Origin of the sequence: Stenotrophomonas sp. S39 (assembly GCF_016624665.1) — a bacterium.
Classification (GTDB): Bacteria; Pseudomonadota; Gammaproteobacteria; order Xanthomonadales; family Xanthomonadaceae; genus Stenotrophomonas.
In genome coordinates this window covers 73,737-91,892 of the sequence record NZ_JACVTT010000003.1, presented here as the reverse complement: position 1 = coordinate 91,892, position 18,156 = coordinate 73,737, and the positions used below count along the sequence as shown (strand labels likewise).

Annotated in this window: 20 protein-coding genes; 11 read left to right on the top strand and 9 right to left on the bottom strand. The window is 67.6% G+C overall.

Annotated features, from left to right (window positions below):
- Positions 1 to 173 precede the first annotated feature (173 nt).
- Positions 174 to 2,606 carry a DUF3772 domain-containing protein gene (locus IAE41_RS02590; protein WP_200731971.1) on the bottom strand — a complete coding sequence of 811 codons (2,433 nt, stop codon included), beginning with the start codon at positions 2,604 to 2,606 and terminating at the stop codon, positions 174 to 176.
- 187 nt (positions 2,607 to 2,793) lie between these two features.
- Positions 2,794 to 3,042 carry a hypothetical protein gene (locus IAE41_RS02585; protein ID WP_200731978.1) on the bottom strand — a complete coding sequence of 83 codons (249 nt, stop codon included), beginning with the start codon at positions 3,040 to 3,042 and terminating at the stop codon, positions 2,794 to 2,796.
- Positions 3,043 to 3,235: 193 nt separating this feature from the next.
- On the opposite strand from IAE41_RS02585, the gene IAE41_RS02580 reads away from it, so the two are divergent.
- The 3 genes from IAE41_RS02580 (at position 3,236) to IAE41_RS02570 (ending at position 5,582) form a co-directional block, all read left to right on the top strand.
- Positions 3,236 to 3,730: a lipocalin family protein gene (locus IAE41_RS02580; RefSeq protein ID WP_200731970.1), complete on the top strand. Its 495-nt coding sequence runs from the start codon at positions 3,236 to 3,238 to the stop codon at positions 3,728 to 3,730.
- 9 nt (positions 3,731 to 3,739) lie between these two features.
- On the top strand, positions 3,740 to 4,951 hold the full coding sequence (locus tag IAE41_RS02575) for an FAD-dependent oxidoreductase (RefSeq protein WP_200731969.1): 1,212 nt from the start codon (positions 3,740 to 3,742) through the stop codon (positions 4,949 to 4,951).
- A gap of 142 nt (positions 4,952 to 5,093) precedes the next feature.
- Complete coding sequence (locus IAE41_RS02570; protein WP_079223958.1) at positions 5,094 to 5,582, top strand: hypothetical protein; 489 nt, start codon at positions 5,094 to 5,096, stop codon at positions 5,580 to 5,582.
- Between the two features lie 128 nt (positions 5,583 to 5,710).
- Here IAE41_RS02570 and IAE41_RS02565 read toward each other — a convergent pair whose 3' ends face one another.
- Positions 5,711 to 6,145, bottom strand: a complete 435-nt coding sequence (locus tag IAE41_RS02565; protein WP_200731968.1) for a PepSY domain-containing protein — start codon at positions 6,143 to 6,145, stop codon at positions 5,711 to 5,713.
- A gap of 148 nt (positions 6,146 to 6,293) precedes the next feature.
- On the opposite strand from IAE41_RS02565, the gene IAE41_RS02560 reads away from it, so the two are divergent.
- From IAE41_RS02560 to IAE41_RS02550, 3 genes are read left to right on the top strand one after another with little or no spacing between them, the layout of a single operon-like run.
- A complete protein-coding gene (locus tag IAE41_RS02560) occupies positions 6,294 to 6,587 on the top strand; it encodes a PepSY domain-containing protein (protein ID WP_079225415.1) in 294 nt (97 codons plus the stop codon).
- Entirely contained in the window at positions 6,587 to 7,246 is a 660-nt protein-coding gene (locus IAE41_RS02555; RefSeq protein ID WP_200731967.1) for a response regulator transcription factor, read from the top strand. The genes IAE41_RS02560 and IAE41_RS02555 overlap by 1 nt, the downstream gene beginning before the upstream one ends.
- Entirely contained in the window at positions 7,243 to 8,568 is a 1,326-nt protein-coding gene (locus IAE41_RS02550) for an ATP-binding protein (RefSeq protein WP_200731966.1), read from the top strand. The genes IAE41_RS02555 and IAE41_RS02550 overlap by 4 nt, the downstream gene beginning before the upstream one ends.
- Before the next feature lie 70 nt (positions 8,569 to 8,638).
- On the opposite strand, the gene IAE41_RS02545 is transcribed toward IAE41_RS02550, so the two are convergent.
- Together IAE41_RS02545 and speA are read right to left on the bottom strand one after the other, a co-directional pair.
- Positions 8,639 to 8,959 carry a DUF6122 family protein gene (locus tag IAE41_RS02545; protein WP_079223965.1) on the bottom strand — a complete coding sequence of 107 codons (321 nt, stop codon included), beginning with the start codon at positions 8,957 to 8,959 and terminating at the stop codon, positions 8,639 to 8,641.
- Positions 8,960 to 9,001: 42 nt separating this feature from the next.
- Complete coding sequence (gene speA, locus IAE41_RS02540; protein WP_200731965.1) at positions 9,002 to 10,891, bottom strand: arginine decarboxylase; 1,890 nt, start codon at positions 10,889 to 10,891, stop codon at positions 9,002 to 9,004.
- Between the two features lie 191 nt (positions 10,892 to 11,082).
- Between speA and speE the strand changes: the two genes are divergently transcribed.
- Positions 11,083 to 11,937, top strand: coding sequence for a polyamine aminopropyltransferase (gene speE, locus IAE41_RS02535; RefSeq protein WP_200731964.1), 855 nt, complete (start codon positions 11,083 to 11,085; stop codon positions 11,935 to 11,937).
- A 126-nt stretch (positions 11,938 to 12,063) separates the two neighbouring features.
- Here the strand turns inward: speE and IAE41_RS02530 are convergent, their stop codons facing one another.
- The gene (locus tag IAE41_RS02530) at positions 12,064 to 12,969 is read right to left on the bottom strand and encodes an aspartyl/asparaginyl beta-hydroxylase domain-containing protein (protein WP_174208738.1); all 906 of its coding nucleotides are present in this window, start codon (positions 12,967 to 12,969) and stop codon (positions 12,064 to 12,066) included.
- A 224-nt stretch (positions 12,970 to 13,193) separates the two neighbouring features.
- Here IAE41_RS02530 and IAE41_RS02525 point away from each other — a divergent pair, with 224 nt between their 5' ends.
- A complete protein-coding gene (locus IAE41_RS02525; protein WP_200731963.1) occupies positions 13,194 to 14,165 on the top strand; it encodes an alpha/beta hydrolase in 972 nt (323 codons plus the stop codon).
- Between the two features lie 191 nt (positions 14,166 to 14,356).
- Entirely contained in the window at positions 14,357 to 15,013 is a 657-nt protein-coding gene (locus IAE41_RS02520) for an RIO1 family regulatory kinase/ATPase (RefSeq protein WP_079223975.1), read from the top strand.
- Positions 15,014 to 15,126: 113 nt separating this feature from the next.
- Here the strand turns inward: IAE41_RS02520 and IAE41_RS02515 are convergent, their stop codons facing one another.
- Positions 15,127 to 15,465: a P-II family nitrogen regulator gene (locus tag IAE41_RS02515; protein WP_079223976.1), complete on the bottom strand. Its 339-nt coding sequence runs from the start codon at positions 15,463 to 15,465 to the stop codon at positions 15,127 to 15,129.
- A gap of 133 nt (positions 15,466 to 15,598) precedes the next feature.
- Between IAE41_RS02515 and IAE41_RS02510 the strand changes: the two genes are divergently transcribed.
- Positions 15,599 to 15,853: an accessory factor UbiK family protein gene (locus IAE41_RS02510; RefSeq protein ID WP_200731962.1), complete on the top strand. Its 255-nt coding sequence runs from the start codon at positions 15,599 to 15,601 to the stop codon at positions 15,851 to 15,853.
- A 52-nt stretch (positions 15,854 to 15,905) separates the two neighbouring features.
- Entirely contained in the window at positions 15,906 to 16,685 is a 780-nt protein-coding gene (locus tag IAE41_RS02505; RefSeq protein ID WP_200731961.1) for a hypothetical protein, read from the top strand.
- A 25-nt stretch (positions 16,686 to 16,710) separates the two neighbouring features.
- Here the strand turns inward: IAE41_RS02505 and IAE41_RS02500 are convergent, their stop codons facing one another.
- Positions 16,711 to 17,127 carry a hypothetical protein gene (locus tag IAE41_RS02500; RefSeq protein ID WP_200731960.1) on the bottom strand — a complete coding sequence of 139 codons (417 nt, stop codon included), beginning with the start codon at positions 17,125 to 17,127 and terminating at the stop codon, positions 16,711 to 16,713.
- Between the two features lie 107 nt (positions 17,128 to 17,234).
- Positions 17,235 to 18,077, bottom strand: coding sequence for a hypothetical protein (locus IAE41_RS02495; RefSeq protein ID WP_200731959.1), 843 nt, complete (start codon positions 18,075 to 18,077; stop codon positions 17,235 to 17,237).
- Between the last annotated feature and the right edge of the window lie 79 nt (positions 18,078 to 18,156).

Below are 18,156 nucleotides of genomic sequence, written 5' to 3'. Positions count from 1 at the left end.
TCAGAGTGTGCCGACCAACGGTCGGCACCCACCAGAGCAGAACGCCGTTCCGACAGATCGCAGAGAACTGTCGAAGGCGGGGTGGGTCCGCCATCCCGCAGGAAACCCGCTTTTGACGTTGACGTTGATTTTGCAGGTGCAGGGCTGCAAGCCCTGCAAAAAGACCCCCCCTTTTACTCCGGCGGGGTATCGCGTACCAGGTGGATGTCAGTCGGCGTCGACAGCGGGATCCCCCGCTCGGCCAGTATCTGCAGCAGGCTGAAATACAGATCGCTGCGCGTGCCATACACCTGCCTCGGGCTGGCCACGTAGGCGAAGCTGTTGAACGTGATCTGGCCGCCGGCAATGCTGTCGATGAACACCGACGGCGCCGGCTGCGCCAGCACCGCCTGGTGCGCGCCATAGGCATCCAGCAGCGCCTGCTTCAGGCCCGCCACGTCCGTGCTGGTCGGCACCGCGAACTGGATCTGGATGCGGCCCTGGTTGTTGCCCATCGTCATGTTGCGGATGGTCTTGGTGATCAGCTCCGAGTTCGGCACGATCAGCGTCGACTTGTCGCCCACCTGGATCTCGGTCGAACGCACGTTGATGCGGCGGATGTCGCCTTCCTGGTCACCCAGCTTCACCCAGTCGCCGATCTTCACCGGGCGCTCGGCCAGCAGGATCAGGCCCGACACGAAGTTCTGGATGATCGCCTGCAGGCCGAAACCAATGCCCACCGACAACGCACTGGCCAGCAGGGCCAGGTTCTTCATGTCCAGGCCCATCGCGGTCAGCGCCCACAGGCCCACCAGGATGATGCCGACGTAACCGGCAATGGTGCTGATCGAATTGCGCGCGCCCAGGTCCAGCTCGGTCTTGGGCAGGTAGGTGTCGGTCAGCCAGCGCTGCATCAGCTGGGTCAGGCCAACGCCCACCAGCAGCACCAGCACGCCGGTGGCGATGCGGCCGGGCTGCAGCGTCAGGTCCTTGTTGATCGTGATGCCGTTGGCCAGCGCGGCAATACGCTCGACGATCGTGCCGACGTTGCCGAACGGCGCAGCCAGGGCCAGCAGCGCGATCAGCACCACCAGGGTGCGCAGCATGGCCGACAACAGCACGCCGGCCTGCTCCAGCCGCGAAACACTCAGGCCGGTACTGAGCAGGATGGTCTGCCCGACCTTGCTGTCGGCGTTGAGCAGCCAGGTGCTGAAGTCATCGACAAACTTGAACAGCAGCATCGCCGCCAGCACCACGATGGCACCGCCAATCAACTGCTCGTTGACGAACTTGGCGAAGTTCACGTAGCCCAGCAGGCTGGCGATGATGGCGGCGGTGACGGCCAGGTTGCCGGCGACGCGCGCCAGCACCAGCCAGCTGCTGCGACGTACCGGCACTGCCGCACCCACGCCATCGGCCTGCGCCTCCAGCTTGGCCTCGGCTTCGGCATTCTGGCGGCGGTGCAGGCGCGACAAGGTGACCAGCATGGCCATGATCAGGCCGAGGTAGGTCAGCGCGATCACGCCGTCCAGCGCCACCGTGGTGACGTCGCTGGTGCGCGTGGCCCGGTCGATGGCCACCAGCACCGTGCTGAACCAGGCCAGCGCGGCCGCACCCCAGGCGTACTTGCGCAGCTTCAACGCGGCGGTGTCATCCAGGTTCAACAGCCGCCACGAGGGCCGCGTCGGCACCAGCAGGCAGGCGCTGAGCGCGGCAATGAAGGCCGCCACGAAGGTGGCCTGCACCACGCCGTCGGCCACGTTCTGCAGGCGCGGGGCGATGGCGCCGATGGCGTTGAGCGACGCGATGAATACCACCACCGCATAGCCCGGCAGCAGGGTGCCGACCAGCAGCAGCCACATGGCCAGGCCGGAGCGGCGCAGGCGTCCATCGGGTGCACGGTCGGAGGCGGCGAAGCGCCGGCCCAGCGCGCGCAGCCACAGGCGCAGCGGGAACATCATCACCAGCGCGGCCAGCAGGCCCAGCAGCGGCGTCCCCCAGCCTTCCTTGTTCAGCGCGGCCACCAGGGCATCACGGCCCTGTGCGGCCAGCGGCGTGACCCGCGCGATATCCACCGGAAGCTGCTTGGCGACCTTGCGCCACAGCGACGGCGACAGCGGCGAATCGACCTTCTGGCCCAGTTCCTCGGTGCGCTGTGCGGTGCGCTGCTTCTCGATGTCGGTGGCCAGCTGGCCGGCACGCACGGCGCTGGCTTTTGCCTGCGCGATTGAAGACGCCAGCGCATCACGCTGGCGGGTCAGGTTGCGCCGCTGCGTCGCCAGCTCCGGCGGCTCGGTGGTGCCCTCCGGTGCCGTGCCCAGCTGGGCCAGCTGCTCGGTCAACTGGTCCAGCTGCGGCTGCAGGCTCTTTTCCAGGGCCTCGGCATCGCGGCGCACCTGCGATGCGGTCTCGGACAGCATCGCCAGCGTTTCCGTGGCCTCGGCGGCATCGCGCTTGCGATCCACCTCTTTCAGGCTGGCATCGAACTGGGCCAGCTGCTGCTTCGGCGTCGGGTCATCATCCTGGGCCTGCACCGGCGCGGCCAGCAACAGCGCGCCACACAACAGCAGCGCCAGCGAAGGGCCACGCCCCAGGATCGTTCGGAAGAAGGAAAGCAAGCCAGCCACACCGGTTCGCGCGGACCACCGCGCCTGCGCGCGACTATACGGCACGGCTGGTAAAGGCTGGATGGAGGGCGCTGCGAACCTCGGCGACGGAGGTAGTGTCGACCGTTGGTCGACTGCCGCGCGCAGCGCGGGATTTCCAGGGCGTCCCGCCAGAAGCAGTCGACCAACGGTCGACTCTACCCGGCCCTCAGTACTTCAACCGCAGCTCTTCCACCTGGGGCTGCTGCAGCGCGTACCAGTCCTGGAATTCTTCTTCGCTGATCTCATCCGGCGCGTACACCGCGATGGGATGCCAGTCGTGGCCGGTCGGCAGCGGCTGCCGCGGGCCGGCGCGCAGGCTGTAGCTGACGCCTTCATAATCGACCACATCGTCCACCTGCGGCCACTGCTCGCGGGCAAACGCGGTTTCACTCTTCAACAGGATCACCTGGTACATCGGCACCTCCACTTCGCGGGTATGGGAAAAAACGCGGCGCTGGCGCAAGCATAGCGCCGCACCGGCGGGCACTGGCACGTTGCGCGGGCGACGCAATGTTCTGGACGTGGCGCTCGCCCCGGTTTCACCTGCCCATGGCGAGCCCGGCGGCATGGTGGGGGTCCGTTCCCAACGCGTACCGCCCCGCCTGTCCATGACCGACCACCCGCCGCTGAAGACCGTCGCCGACCTCAAGCTGCCCCGCTACCTGGGCACCTGGTACGAGATCGCACGCCTGCCCATGCGCCACGAGCCGGACGGCTGCACCGATGTGTCCGCCCACTACCAGCTGCTCGACAACGGCAACGTGCAGGTGCACAACCGCTGCCGCATGGACGGCGAGGTGGAGGAAGCCATCGGCGAAGCCTGCCCGGTGGACAATGACAGCGCCCGCCTGGCCGTGAGCTTCCTGCCCAAGGGCCTGCGCTGGCTGCCCTTCACCAAGGGCGACTACTGGGTGGTGCAGGTGGCCCCGGACTACAGCGTCGCCCTGGTCGGCAGCCCGGATCGCAGGTACCTGTGGCTGCTGGCCCGCGAACCGCAGCTGGATGCCACCGTGCGCGACCATTATCTGGCCACCGCGCAGCAGCAGGGCTTCGATCTGTCCGAACTGATCCACACCCCGCATACCGGCCACCCCACTGCCTGAGCCCGCCCCATGGACCTGAAGAGCGGCTATCCGTGGTGGGCCGTAAGCAACGGGCTGATCCAGGCCTTCCCGCCGCTGCAGCAGGACCTGCGCTGCGATGTGCTGGTGGTGGGCGGCGGTGTCACCGGCGCGCTGATCGCGGATGAATTGTCCGGCCACGGCCACGAAGTGGCGCTGATCGAGCAGCGCGACATCGGCTGGGGCAGCACCGCCGCCAGCACCGCGCTGCTGCAGTACGAGATCGACACCCACCTGCTGGACCTGGCCCGCCAGTACGGTGCCGACGCCGCCGAACTGGCCTACCGCGCCTGCGCCGATGCCATCCCGGCCCTGGGCGAGGTGGCGCGCGGGCTGAAGAACGTCGATTTCCAGCGCATGGACAGCCTGTACCTGGCCAGCCGCCACCGCGACGTGCCGGTGCTGATGGCCGAGGGCGCCGCACGCCGGCAGGCCGGGCTGGATGCGCGCTGGCTGGAACCGGACGACCTGCAGCAGCGCTTTGGCGTGGACGCCGGCGGGGCGCTGCTGACCCGCCAAGCCGCGCGGGTCGATCCGTATTGCCTCACCTATGGCCTGCTCAAGCGCGTGCGCCGCCGCGGCGGCCATGTGCATGACCGCACGGTGCTGCACCGCCTGGACGCCACCGCGCGCGGCGTCACCGCCCGCACCGAAGCCGGGGCGACGATCCGCGCCCGGCACGTCGTGCTCGCGATGGGCTACGCCAACCAGCGCTGGATCGACCAGCGGGTCGCACGCAACCGCAGCAGCTACGCCTTCATCACCGACCCCATCGATGCCGGGGTGCTGGGGCCGCTGCAGCGCACGATGGTGTGGGAAAGTGCGCGCCCCTACCTGTACCTGCGCGCCACCGGCGCGGGCCGGCTGCTGGTGGGCGGGCTGGACGATGCCATCGACATCCCGGCGCGCCGCGACCGGCGGGTGCAGGGCAAGGCGAAGCAGCTGATGAAGCAGCTGCAGCACTGGTTCCCGCAGCTGCAGCCGACCCCGGCGTTTTCCTGGGCCGGCACGTTCGCCGAGACCGCCGACGGCCTGCCGTTCTTCGGTCCGCACCCGCAGTGGGGGCCGCGCGTTCACCTGGCCATGGCCTACGGCGGCAACGGCATCACCTATTCGATGATCGGTGCGGGGCTGCTGCGGGCACGGATCGAGCGGCGGCGGCACCCGCTGCAGGATCTTTTCGGGTTCGACCGCTTGCCGTAGAGTCGAGCTTGCTCGACTGGATTACGGGCAGTCGAGCAAGCTCGACTCTACGGGCCGGCGACAGGCATCATTCAAGCTGCGCCTGTTAGCGTCGGCCTGTACCGCCGCGCGTGGCGCGGTCCCTGCCTGTTGGAGCATCGTGATGATCCGTCCCCTGACCCTGCTGCTGTGCCTGGCCAGCCTGCCCGGGACCGTCCTTGCCCAGTCCGCCGCGGGCGCCACGGCCCCGCAGTCGAACGGCCTGGACCTGTCCGTGCCGCAGGCACCGATGCGCTACCTCAACGACCCGACCGTGCAGCAGGACCCGCCCGGCACCTATTACGGTGACAAGAGCGGCCCGCGCGTGCACGACGATGCCAGGATCGCCGACGTCACCGACGACAAGCTGAAGGTGTCCGGCAGCTTCACCACCGGCATCGGCTACTCCAAGGGCTACGGCAACTCGCACTACAACGCCGCCACGCTGAACCTCAGCAAGAACTACACCACCGATGAGGGCAAGACCCGCGGGGTCAACCTCAACATCCATGTCAGCGAAGGCAACGGCCCGGGCTTCGGCCCATATGGCGGTGGCTTCTATGGCCGCGGTGGCCCGGGTTACTGGGATTACCCGCCGCCGTACGGCTGGTAAGCAGCTCCCGCTGCGCACGCCGGGCATGGCCCGGCGCTACCGTCTGCCTCTGTAGAGCCGAGCCTACCGCCTGCCTCTGTAGAGCCGATCCCATGCTAGGCTGCACAATTCTCCGGCCGGTACCGACGTCAATCCAGCCAGCCATCACGCTCGCTGTGCAGGATCCGCCCGTCGTATCCGCTCAGGCGCACCTCCACGCGCTGGTTGCGGGCGTTGCGCGCTTCCAGCGACCAGGTCGCGCCATCGCGTTCCAGTGAATGGATCTCACGCAGGCCCTGGGCCTGTGCCTTGGCCAGCACCTGCTCGGTGCCCAGCAGCGCGCGGCCATCGTGCTCGTCGAAAATCTCGCCGGTCTTCGGGTCGACATAGACCTCGCTGAAGCGGCCATCGGCACGGCTGACATCCGCCTCCCACAGGCCATCATCACGCTCGATCTCATGGATCTGCGTGTAACCGGCCTTGCGCAGGGTCTGTTCGACCTGGGCCATGCCCAGCGGTGCCGCCTGCACGGCCGGGGCGAAGGCCAGGGCGACGACGGTGGCGAGGGTGAGCGACTTCAACATGGGGGTTCTCCTGTTCGGTGCCGGACCATCCCGGCACCGCCACGATGCCCGGCCTGGCTAACAGCCCCTTAGCCAGCGCTGTTAGCCAATGGTTAGGACACACCGGCACACTCGCGCCCTCCTCCCTGTATTGTCGCAACCGACCGTGCTGCTTCCTTTCGCCCTGCCCCTGCTGCTGGCCCTGGCCAGCCCCACGACCGCCGCCCAGCCTGCCAAGGACCCGGCGCAGGATGTCGCGCGCCGGGCCGTGCAGCAGGGCCGCTATGTCGCGCTGGAAGGCGTGGTGCGCGATGCACTCACGCGCCACCCTGGCCAGCTGCTGGAAGTGGAACTGGACGATGGCGTGTACGAGGTGGAAATCCTGCGCGCCGACGGCGTGGTGGTGGAGCTGGACTATGATGCGCGTAACGGCAGGCTGCTGAAAACGGAACTGGACGACTGATGCGCATCCTGCTGGCCGAAGACGATGCGGCGCTGGCCCAACGCCTGCAGCCGCTGCTGGAACAGGCCGGTTACGTGGTGCAGGCCGTGGCCGATGGCCGCCAGGCCGAAGAGATCGGCCAGATCGAGGACCTGCAGGCCGCCATCGTCGACCTCGGCCTGCCCGGGCTGGATGGCCTGAGCGTGATTGAACGCTGGCGCGGCAACGGCCGCAGTTTCCCGGTGCTGGTGCTGACCGCCCGCGGGCGCTGGCACGACAAGCTGGCCGGTTTCGATGCCGGCGCCGACGACTACCTCACCAAGCCTTTCCAGGCCGATGAACTGGTGCTGCGCCTGCGCGCCCTGATCCGCCGCAGCCATGGCCACGCCAGCCCCCGCCTGCAGTGCGGCCCGCTGCAGCTGGACGTCAATGCCGGCCGCTTTGAAATGGACGGCCAGGCATTGGCGCTGAGCCCGCAGGAGTTCCGACTGTTGAGTTATTTCATCCACCACGCCGGCAGCGTGATCAGCCGCGACCGTCTGGGCGAGCAGATCTTCGAAAGCGGCTACGACCCCGATTCAAACGCGCTGGACGTACTGCTGGGGCGCGTGCGCCGCAAGCTGGGCGTGGACCTCATCCATACCGTGCGTGGCCAGGGTTGGCGGCTGGCCGAAGCATGAGCGCGCGGCAACCTTCGCTGCGCCGGCGGCTGCTGCTGGTGGCCGGTATCGGCCTGGTGCTGGTCTCGGTGCTGGCCGGCGTCCTGCTGGGCGAGCTGTTCAAGCGCAGCGCGCGCGACCGCCTGGATGGCGAGCTGCAGCAGGACATGCTGACCCTGCTGGCGCAGGCCGAGATCGATCCGGACGGGCAGCTGCGCTTGCGCCAGGAGCCGAACGACGCGCGCTTCCAGCGGGTGTTTTCCGGTGCGTACTGGCAGATCGCCGACAGCCACGGCAAGGTGCTGCTGCAGTCGCGATCGCTGTGGGACCAGACCCTGCCCGCCACCGCAGCGGGCCCGGCCGAGCGTGACCTGTCCGGGCCGATGCAGCAGTCGCTGCGCGCGCGCGTGCAGCAGGTGCGCCTGCCGCGTGCCACGCAGGCGTACGTCGCCCTGGTAGCGCATGACCGGCAGGCGCTGGACGCCGATGTCGCCGCCTTCCGCAACCGCAGTGCGCTGGCGCTGGGCATCCTGGTGGCGGCGTGGCTGGCGGTGCTGGCCAGCCAGGTCCATTTCGGCCTGCGCCCGCTGCGTGGGCTGGGCCAGCAGATCGAACGCATCCGCCGTGGCGAGGCAGAGCGCATCGACCGCCGCCAGCTGGACCGCGAAATCGCCCCGCTGGCCGATGAGCTCGATGCCCTGCTCGACCACCACCAGCGCATGGTGGCGCGTGCACGCAGCAGCGCCGAAGACCTGGCCCATGCCCTGAAGACCCCGCTGAGCGTGCTGGCCGCCGAAGCCCAGGGCGAAGGCCGCGACTGGCGCCGCACCCTGCACGAACAGGGCGCGCGCATGCGTGCCAGCATCGACCGCTACCTGGCCGCGGGCCTGGCCGTCGACCATCGGCAAAGCAGCGAGGTGGCCCCGGCCGCCGAAGCCCTGTGCCGCTTGATGACCCGCGTGCATGGCGGCCGCCGCATCCGCTTCCAGATGGATGTGCCGCGCGGTATCGCCTTTGCCGGCGCCGTCACCGACCTGGAGGAAATGCTGGGCAACCTGCTGGACAACGCCGGCAAGTGGGCCCAGAGCGAAGTGCGCCTGCGTGCGCTGGCGCAGAACGACCGGCTGCACATCGAAGTGCGCGACGACGGCCCCGGCCTGGACAAGGCCAATCTGGAGAGCGTCCTGCAGCGCGGCGTGCGCCTCGACGAGCGGGTGGAAGGCAGCGGCCTGGGCCTGGCGATCGCCGCGGAGATCGCGGCCAGCCACGGTGGCTCGCTGCGCCTGTCCAACGAGAACCCCGGATTGCGTGCGCGGCTGGAGCTGCCGCTGGCGGCGCCGTAACGCTGCTGTAGAGCCGAGCCCATGCTCGGCTCAGGGGAGCCAGCCGAGCATGGGCTCGGCTCTACAGCGCTCAGCGGTGGTGCATCCACCAGCAGTCGATGGCATCCAGCGCGATGTGGATCATCAACCCGATGCCCACCAGCCGCGTCTTCTTCGGCACGCACAGGCCCGCATACACGGCGATGGCCGGTGCGGTGTGCAGCGGGTGGAAGCCGATACTGCAGCGGTTGGGCGCGTAGATCGGGTCGGCCAGCAGGTGGTCGAGGTCGATGATCCAGCCCAGCAGCAACAGCAACCAGGCGGACGCGAATCGCTTGCGCCAGAACAGCCATGCCAGCAGGGCTGGCACGGCGGCATGCAGGAACAGGTGGAAGATCGCGCGCGCGCTCATCGGCATCGGTCGCGCCGGGTCATCCCCGGCGCACTGCAGACATCACGCCAGCGGTTCGTCGGACAGGTAGGTGTAACCGGTCAGGCCGGCTTCCAGCGCCTGCGACAGCTCCTGCGCACGCTCCGGCGACAGCTCGGCCGCCGCCACGCGTTGGGCGTAGGCCGCACGCAGGTCGTCCAGCTTGTAGCCCACGTAGTCCAGCATCACATCGGTGGTGTCACCGCGGCGCTGCTGGGTAATGGCGTAGCCATCGGCATCGGCCACCACTTCCACCGCGTCGGTATCGCCGAACAGGTTGTGGATGTCGCCCAGGATCTCCTGGTACGCGCCCACCATGAAGAAACCGATGCGGTAGCTCTCGCCGTGCTTCATCGCGTGCAGCGGCAGCGAGGTGTCCAGGCTCTCGTTCTCGACATAGGTCTTGACCATGCCGTCCGAATCGCAGGTCATGTCGGCGATGATGCCGCGGCGGTCCGGGGTCTCGTTCAGGCGTTCGATCGGCACGATCGGGAACACCTGGTCGATCGCCCACGCATCGGGAATCGATTCGAACACGCTGAAGTTGACGAAGTACTTGTCGACCAGGCGCTCGTTCAGTTCATCCAGCGCCGGGCGGTGGCTCTTTTCGTCGTAGCTCAGGCGCGCACGCACGCCGTGGGCGATGGCGTAGAACAGATCGTCGATGCGCGCACGCTGCGGCAGGTCGATCTGGCCCAGCGCGTAGCTGGCCAGGCCTTCGGCGTGGAAGTGCTGCGCTTCCTGGAACAGTTCCACCGCCGGGCGCGTGTCCAGTTCCTCGTGGATCTCGCGCAGGTGGCGGATCGAGGCCGGCTCGTCGTCGTGCTGGTCCGGCACGCGGCCTTCCTGCGCCTGCTCCACTTCAGAGACGTTGGCGATCAGCACCGCGTGGTGCGCGGTCATCGCGCGGCCACACTCGGTGACGATGCGCGGCGGGGTCAGGCCGTGCTCTTCGCAGGCGTTGGCCAGCGGCTGCACGATGTTGCTGGCGTACGAATTGAGCCCGTAGTTGATCGAGCAGAAGCTGCGCGAACGGGTGCCTTCGTAATCCACGCCCAGGCCGCCGCCCACGTCCACGTGGGTGATCTTCGCGCCCAGCTGTGACAGCTCGACGAAATAGCGGGTGGCTTCGCGCATGCCGTTGGCGATGTCGCGCACGTTGGAGATCTGCGACCCCATGTGGAAGTGCAGCAGGTTCAGGCAGTGGGCGTATTCGGTATCGCGCAGCGACTTCCACAGATCCAGCAGCTGGCGCGGGGACAGGCCGAACTTGGCCTTGTCGCCACCGCTGTTCTGCCACTTGCCGGCGCCCAGCGAGGCCAGGCGCATGCGCACGCCCAGGCCCGGCTTCACGTCCAGTGCCTTGGATTCCTCCAGCACCAGCTTCAGCTCGGACGGCTTCTCGATGACGATGAAGGTCTGCAGGCCCAGCTTGCGGCCGATCAGGGCCAGGCGGATGTACTCGCGGTCCTTGTAGCCGTTGCAGACGATCAGGCCACCCGGGCGCGACAGGGCCAGCACGGCCATCAGCTCCGGCTTGCTGCCTGCTTCCAGGCCGAAGCCTTCACCGTGGTGGCTGGCCAGGGTGCCGGCCACGCCGCGGTGCTGGTTCACCTTGATCGGGTACACGGCGGTGTAGCCGCCCGGGTACTCCCAGTCCTGCTGGGCCTGGGCGAACGCCGCCTGCAGCTTGCCCAGGCGCTGGCCGAGGATGTCCGGGAAGCGCACCAGCAGCGGCAGCTTGGCGCCGCCGGCACGTGCAGCGTCCACCACCTTGGGCAGCGACACCACCGGGCCATCTGCCCCGGTCGGTCTCACTACCATGTGCCCGGCCTGATCCACATCGAAATAACCATCCGCCCAATGCGGGATCGAGTAGGTCTTGCGGGCTTGGTCGAGGGACCAATCGGTCATTGCAGTCGGCCTTGTTGGCAATAAAAGGGGGGGCATGATAACGCCTATATGCCCACAGGTTCGTTATCATGCGCGCCCGCGCCCGTGGCAGGTCTGAACCTGAACGGGCCGATCCGTCCGGATGTGGCATCTGTGCCACGCGGCCCCGCCCGCCAGCCCGGCTTCAACCCTCCGAACAGGACCGTAATCCAATGACTGACAGCAGCAACTGGTACATCGAACACTTCGAACGCACTGGCTCGGCCATCGGCTTCCGCATCACCGGCAAGCTGGACGAGGTGCAGTCGCCGTTCCAGAAGATCGAGATCTTCCAGACCACCGACTGGGGCAACCTGATGACCATCGACGGGGCCATCATGCTGACCAGCAAGGACAACTTCTTCTACCACGAGATGATCAGCCACCCGGTGCTGTTCACCCACGCCGCGCCCAAGCGCGTGGTCATCATCGGTGGTGGCGACTGCGGCACCCTGCGCGAAGTGCTCAAGCACAAGGGCGTGGAGAGCGTGACCCAGTGCGATATCGACGAGCAGGTCACCGTGATGGCGCGCAAGCACTTCCCGGAGCTGTGCGATTCCAACGATGACGCCCGCGCCGAGCTGCTGTTCGACGACGGCGTGGTCTACATGGCCAACTGCCCGGCCGGCAGCGTGGACGTGGTGATCGTCGATTCGACCGACCCGGTCGGCCCCGGCGAAGGCCTGTTCAACAAGGCCTTCTACGAGAGCTGCTTCAAGGCCCTGAAGGACGACGGCATCCTGGTGCAGCAGTCCGAATCGCCGCTGATGCAGCTGGAGCTGATCAACGAGATGCGCACCGAGATGGGCAAGGCCGGCTTCGGCTCGTTCAAGACCCTGCCGTTCCCGCAGCCGTGCTACCCCACCGGCTGGTGGAGCGTGACCATGGCGCGCAAGGGCGAGAGCGGTTTCGACTTCCGCCAGGCCGACTCGGCTGCCAAGACCTTCAACACCCTGTACTACACCGCCGCGCTGCACACCGGCGTGCTGGTGACCCCGCCGTTCGTGGCATCAGCCCTCAAGGGCTGATGGCAAGGCGTGCCGACCAACGGTCGGCACCTACCGACAGCGCGGGTTTTTTCTTTCTGTAGAGCCGAGCCCATGCTCGGCTGCCTCTACCCGGAATCCAGCCGAGCATAGGCTCGGCTCTACAATTCAGATCGCCCAGATACCGGCAATCACCGCCACCACCAGGCCCCACTTGATGACCTGGTAGGCCACCACGCTGCGCTCGCGCAGCGCCTTGGCCTTCAGGCGCACCTTGTACACGCCACCGAAGGCCTTGTTGACGCCACCGGTCGGGTCACCCGGCAGGTTCGGCGAGGCACCGCCGGCCAGCAGCGTGGACGCCACCGCGCGGTTGAACAGGCCCGGCAGGCCGAAGCGCAGCGGGCGGGCGATATCGCAGAACAGGATCACGCGATCCTGGTCGGTCTCGTTGTGCGCGTGGTGGATGTAGGTCTCGTCGAACATCATCCACTCGCCATCGCGCCAGCTCTTCTTCACCCCGTCCACCACGATGTAGCAGCCATCGTCGTTGGGCGTGCTCAGGCCCAGGTGCAGGCGCAGCGAACCGGCGAACGGATCGCGGTGCGGGCGCAGTTCACTGCCCGGCGGCAGCTGCGCGAACATCGCTGCGCGCACATCGGGAATCGATTCGATCAGCGCCACGGTCTTCGGGCACATGGCCTTGGCCGACGGGTGCGACGGGCCGTACCACTTCAGGTAGAAGCGCTTCCAGCCACGGCGGAAGAACGAATTGAAGCCGGCATCGTTGTAGCTGCTGGACGCGGCGATCTTCTGCGCGTCACGCAGGGCCAGCGCTTCGTCGCGGATCACCTGCCAGTTCTGCCGCAGCGGCTCCAGCTGCGGGAGCTCCTTGCCCGGGTCCAGGAACGGCGTGGTGGGCACCTTCGAGAACAGGTACATGATCACGTTGATCGGGGCCATGAAGCTGGAGTGGTCCAGCAACTGGCGCGACCAGCGCGCGCGGACCTTGCCGCGGTAATGGATGTACAGCACGCAGGCCACGAACAGCGCTGCCAGGACAATCTTGATGATCAAAGCACTTTCCTCCAGCGGGCGCCGGACAGGGAAACGAACGATGCGGCCGCGCGGCCTGCACCAGGTGGGGACGCGGCAGGGGACGGTGACGTGCCGGGTGGGGGCGGCCGCCGATGTCGCGGGTTAACAGCTTATGGTCGGCAGCCAATGCCCCCGGGTCAAGCTACCCAAGCACCCTGTTCAGCATCACGTAGCTGAACAACCGGCCTAAACTGGCACGGATGCCCGCCTGCGACCACACCCCCTACCCCGCCCTCAGCGCCCGCTATGCGGCGTTCTTCCCGGGCCAGCCAGCAGCCACGCCACGCAGCGAGGCCTTCCATTGGGCTGGGGGCACCCTGCGCCTGGACCGCCACGGCCCGACCGATGCCGACGCGACCGTGGTGCTGGTGCATGGCGCCGGCGGATATGGCCGCATGTTCGCCCCGCTGGCGGCCGGCCTGGCCGACGCCGGCCATGAAGTGCTGGCACCGGACCTGCCCGGCTACGGCTTGAGCCCAGCGGCCTGGCAAGTGATCGACTACGGCGCGTGGAAGCAGTCCCTGCTGGCCCTCATCGAGGCCGAGTACAAGCGCCGGCCGCGCGCGATCGTGCTGCTGGGTGCCAGCATCGGCGGTTACCTGGCCTATCTGGTGGCGGCCGAATCGCCGTGGGTGCAGGGTCTGGTGGCCACCACCCTGGCTGACCCGCGCGACCCCGACGTGCAGGCCGCCCTGGTACGCCAGCCGTGGATGCGCGCCCTGCTGCCCACGCTGCGCCCTACCAGCCGCCTCACCCGCGGCCTGCGCGTGCCGGTGCGCTGGTTCACCCACATGCAGCGCATGTCGCGCGACCCGGCCCTGACCGCGCTGGTCTGCGCCGACCCGCTGGGCGGCGGCAACCGCGTGCCGCTGGGCCTGCTGGCCTCGCTGTTCAACACCGCCCCGGCGCTGGAACCCGAGCAGTTCCAGCGCTGCCCGGTGCTGATGCTGCACCCGGCCTGCGACGACTGGACTCCGGTGGCGATCAGCGACCGCTTCTTCCAGCGGCTGGCCGCGCCCAAGCAGCGGGTCCTGCTGGACGAATGCGGCCACTTCCCCATCGAGCAGCCCGGCCTGGACCAGCTGCGCGACGTACTGCTGCCGTTCGTGCGGCGCATTGCAGACCAGTTTGCTGGCAAGCCATTGATTGAAAAGGCCCGAAGCGCCAAGTGAGACGAAATTGTCCGATCAGGCGCGACGAACTGTTCCAGCCACGGCCCCGACATTTCTCCGACAAAGCGTGGATTAGCGAACTCGGCGGTACTAAAATTCACTTAACGAAAGTTTAGCTACCTCCCCTCCAGTCGTACCGGTTCGCTTGACGCTGCAGCGCCACCCACCGGGTCGTCGTCCGAGACCCCGCCATGACTTCCTCTGTTTCCCCCTCCCCGTCCTGCGGCGATGATGCCGTGGCCCCGCTGCTGCTCAAGCGCGGTGATCGCTTCCTCGCCCCCGATGTCTACCGCACCTGCCTGGACGGCCGTCCGGCGGTGGTGAAGGACTACTCGCGCTACCGCGGCACCCCGGTTTCGCTGATCGCCCGCCTGATGGTGCGCCGCGAAGCGCGCATCCTGCAGCGCCTGGGTGGCTGGAAGCATGCCCCGGCCCTGCTTGGCACCCTCGGCGGCCTCGCCCTGGGCATGGAATTCATTCCGGGCCAGACGCTCAGCACCGCGCAGGCGGTGGGCAATGAAGTGTTCGACCAGCTGCAGCACGCACTCAGCCGCCTGCACGCGGCCGGCATCACCCACAACGATCTGCACGGCACCAACGTGGTGGTGAGCGGCGGCGTGCCGGTGCTGCTGGATTTCACTTCGGCCTGGCGCGCCCCGCGCTGGCTGCGCCGCAACCCGCTGAGCCGGCAGATGCGCCGCAGTGACATGAAGAACCTGCTGAAGATCCGCCAGCGCGTGACCGGCCAGGCGCCGAGCGCCGCGCAGGCCGCGCTGGTGGCCGACCCGGGCTGGGTCGCCGCCGTGCGCCAGGGCTGGAAGCGGTTCTACAAGTGGGCGAAGCGGTAGAGTCGACCGTTGGTCGACTGCCCTTCCATCCGCACCCGAAATGCCCGCGCTGCGCGCGGTAGTCGACCAACGGTCGACTCTACCCAGCCGCGTCCAGACGCCACGCGGCGCGCTTACAGCGCGTCCGCGTCCAGCTCGCCGGTACGAATACGCACCACGCTGCCCAGGTCGTACACGAACACCTTGCCGTCGCCGATCTTGCCGGTGCCCGCCGCCTTCACGATCGCCTCGACCACCAGTTCCACCTGGTCATCGGTCACCGCCACTTCCAGCTTCACCTTCGGCAGGAAGTCGACCACGTACTCGGCGCCACGGTACAGCTCGGTATGGCCCTTCTGCCGGCCAAAGCCCTTCACCTCGGTCACCGTGATACCGGTAACCCCACGCTCGGCCAGCGCTTCGCGCACGTCGTCGAGCTTGAACGGCTTGATCACCGCCATGACCATCTTCATCGTCGATCTCCTGTATTCCGGCGTGGAGGATAGCGCCTGAACGCACCCGGCGCGAAACCGCCGCCGCCTGTGCGGCCGCGCGGGCCGGCAGTATCCTTATGCGCGAACGGCCTGCCAGGCCACGGAGTCCCCCATGATCGACCTGAACCACCTCGATGACCTCGCCCGCCGCCTGAGCGACCTGGTCCCGCCGGGCCTGCGCGAATCGCGCGAGGAACTGCAGGCCACCTTCAAGACCGCGCTGCAGGCCGGCCTGGCCAAGCTGGACCTGGTGACGCGCGAGGAATTTGAAGTGCAGCGTGCAGTGTTGCTGAATACGCGCGAGAAGCTGGATGCGCTGGAAGCGGCTGTGCGTGAGTTGGAACAGAGTCGCCCCCCCGAGGCCTGAGCTGTCCACGCCGGGCAACGGACGCCCCTCGATCCCGACAGGAGTCACGATCATGCTTCGACATTCTGCTCTGCTGTTCGCACTGGCCCTGCCCGGCACTACGCTGGCCGCCGACGGCCTGGACCCGGCAGCCACCGAACGCTGCGTGGCCTGGATGAAGGAGCGCCCCTCCAGCGCACCGGCCGAGGTCCGCACCGTCGCGCCGGATACGCTCTGTGCCGACTTCACCAGCAGCCTGACCAAGGAAAGCCGCGATGCGTTCCTCACGCAGATGTCGGCCATCCCTGCAGGCGTCACGCCACAGGTGATCGTGCGCTCGATGGGCGGCGACGTGGAACTGGGCATGGACATCGGCGATGCCATCCTCGACCGCAAGGCCAGTGTCCACGCGTACCAGTTGTGCGTGTCGTCCTGCGCCAACTATCTGTTCCTGGCCGCACCCACGCGCCACGTCATGCCCGACAGCGTCGTGCTGTTCCATGGCGGCGTGGTGCCACGCATGACGAAACTGCCCGACCTCACCGCCGAAGGCCGGCAACGCCTGCAGGCCAGCATCGAACGCCAGGGCCGGTTCCTGCGCCGCGCCGCGGTGTATCCGCCGTTGTTCGAGTGGATGGACCGGCTCAACGAGCCCGACGCCAACCTCATGCACCACTGCCCCGCAGACCGCACGATCTCATTGATCCAGCTTTCAGATGCCGTGCTGGCAGGCATCGGCGCACCCGTGGCGAGCAACGAGGGCCCGCGCAGCCAGGAGGCAGTGGATGCGCTGGTCGCGCGCTATGGCCCGGCGATGGCGGTCTGTTACTGGGACCAGCCGGTAAAGCGCTGACCTGCTCCCCTGAGCTGGGCCACGCTCAACGGCAGTAGTACGGCGTTGCCACGAAGTGCAGCACCTTCGACGGCGATGCAGCAATCATTGCGGCATCGCCGAACGTTGCATAGTTGATCGTGCGCCGCAGCGTCGCATTGGGGGCAATGCGATGCTCACCGCAGCCGCCGGGGCAATACACGCTGGAGAAACTGCCGCTCGGCGCCAGCGCCTGTGCTTCGACCTGCAGGTAGGTCGATTCCTGCGACACAACAAAACCGCCGATGTCATCTGGCCAGTTCTCGGCAGAGACGCACATCGCGCGCGTGTCCAGGGAGGTCAACGTGATCTCGAATCGGCGCGCGTCAGCGTTATCGACTATATCCAGCCGGAATTTTTCCGCCGGCGGACGCTGGAAGGGGGTTGCGCAGGACGCCTGCAACACCGCCAGTCCCAGCAGCATGCAGCGCCGGGCCGCGGTTGCGGTGACACCCAGGCAAATGCGTCCTCGTGGCCATGCCATAAAAAAATTTCTCCCTTCCCCAACGGCGCGCGATGTCCGCCCTGTGCTCAGTCGCACAGCCGGGTAAACGAATCCCAATCGCCGCCTCGGCCGGCAAATACCGACGAGAACTGGGACTGCACGTCCTTCTCCAGAACCTCCAGCACCGCAGGCGATAATCTGGAGGCGTAGCGACGCGCATCCGCAGCAAATGTACCGGAAAGAGCGGGATCTTCGATTCCCATCTGCATGAGCCTGGAAATTCGGTAGGCCAGTGCAGGCTCGAGCGGCAGCGTCATCGTCGCATGCGGGTGTGCGTCGAGTCGGCCGGCAGCGGCGCGCACCATCAACCAGCTGCCCCTGGCAATGCCCGCGTCGATCAGCATGCGGGCCTGCGCGGTGTAGGCGCCTGCAAACCGCGCGTGGTCCGGCGTTCCCTGCGCGGGTTCCGCCCAAGGCAATGCGACGAAGCAGGCAGCGGCACGCGCGTCACCGGCCGCTGCATTGTCCAACGCCAGCAGGTACACCTGCAGTGCCGCCTTGTCAGGCGCCACGCTCTGCTCCCAAGGCGCGCAGGCTGCACGGCGCGCATCGAGCATGCGCACGTTCTCAAGAAAACGCGCGCGCAGCGGCTCCGACATCCCCGCCGCCCGCATCCGCAGGGATGACGTTGCATCGGGATCGATTCCATCGCTTCCCAGGAACGATTCGAACTGGCGCCTGGCAAGGCAGTGGCGCACATAGCGATAGGCGGAAGCGGACGAGGCCTGCTCGGCCGGTGGAATGCCCTGCAGCAGCTCAGCAGTGGTGTCGCGCGCAGGTTCGTTGATGGTCGTGGTGGCAGCAGCGAGGTTGCCCGCACCGGACAGGCCCACGAGTACCCAGCCCATCGCAATCGCCTTGACCCGCATTCCGGCTCCTTGCCAATCGTGGTCGGGCACGTCCGCAACAGCAGCGGCATGGCTTCCAGCCCGAGCTGCTGCAACTTTA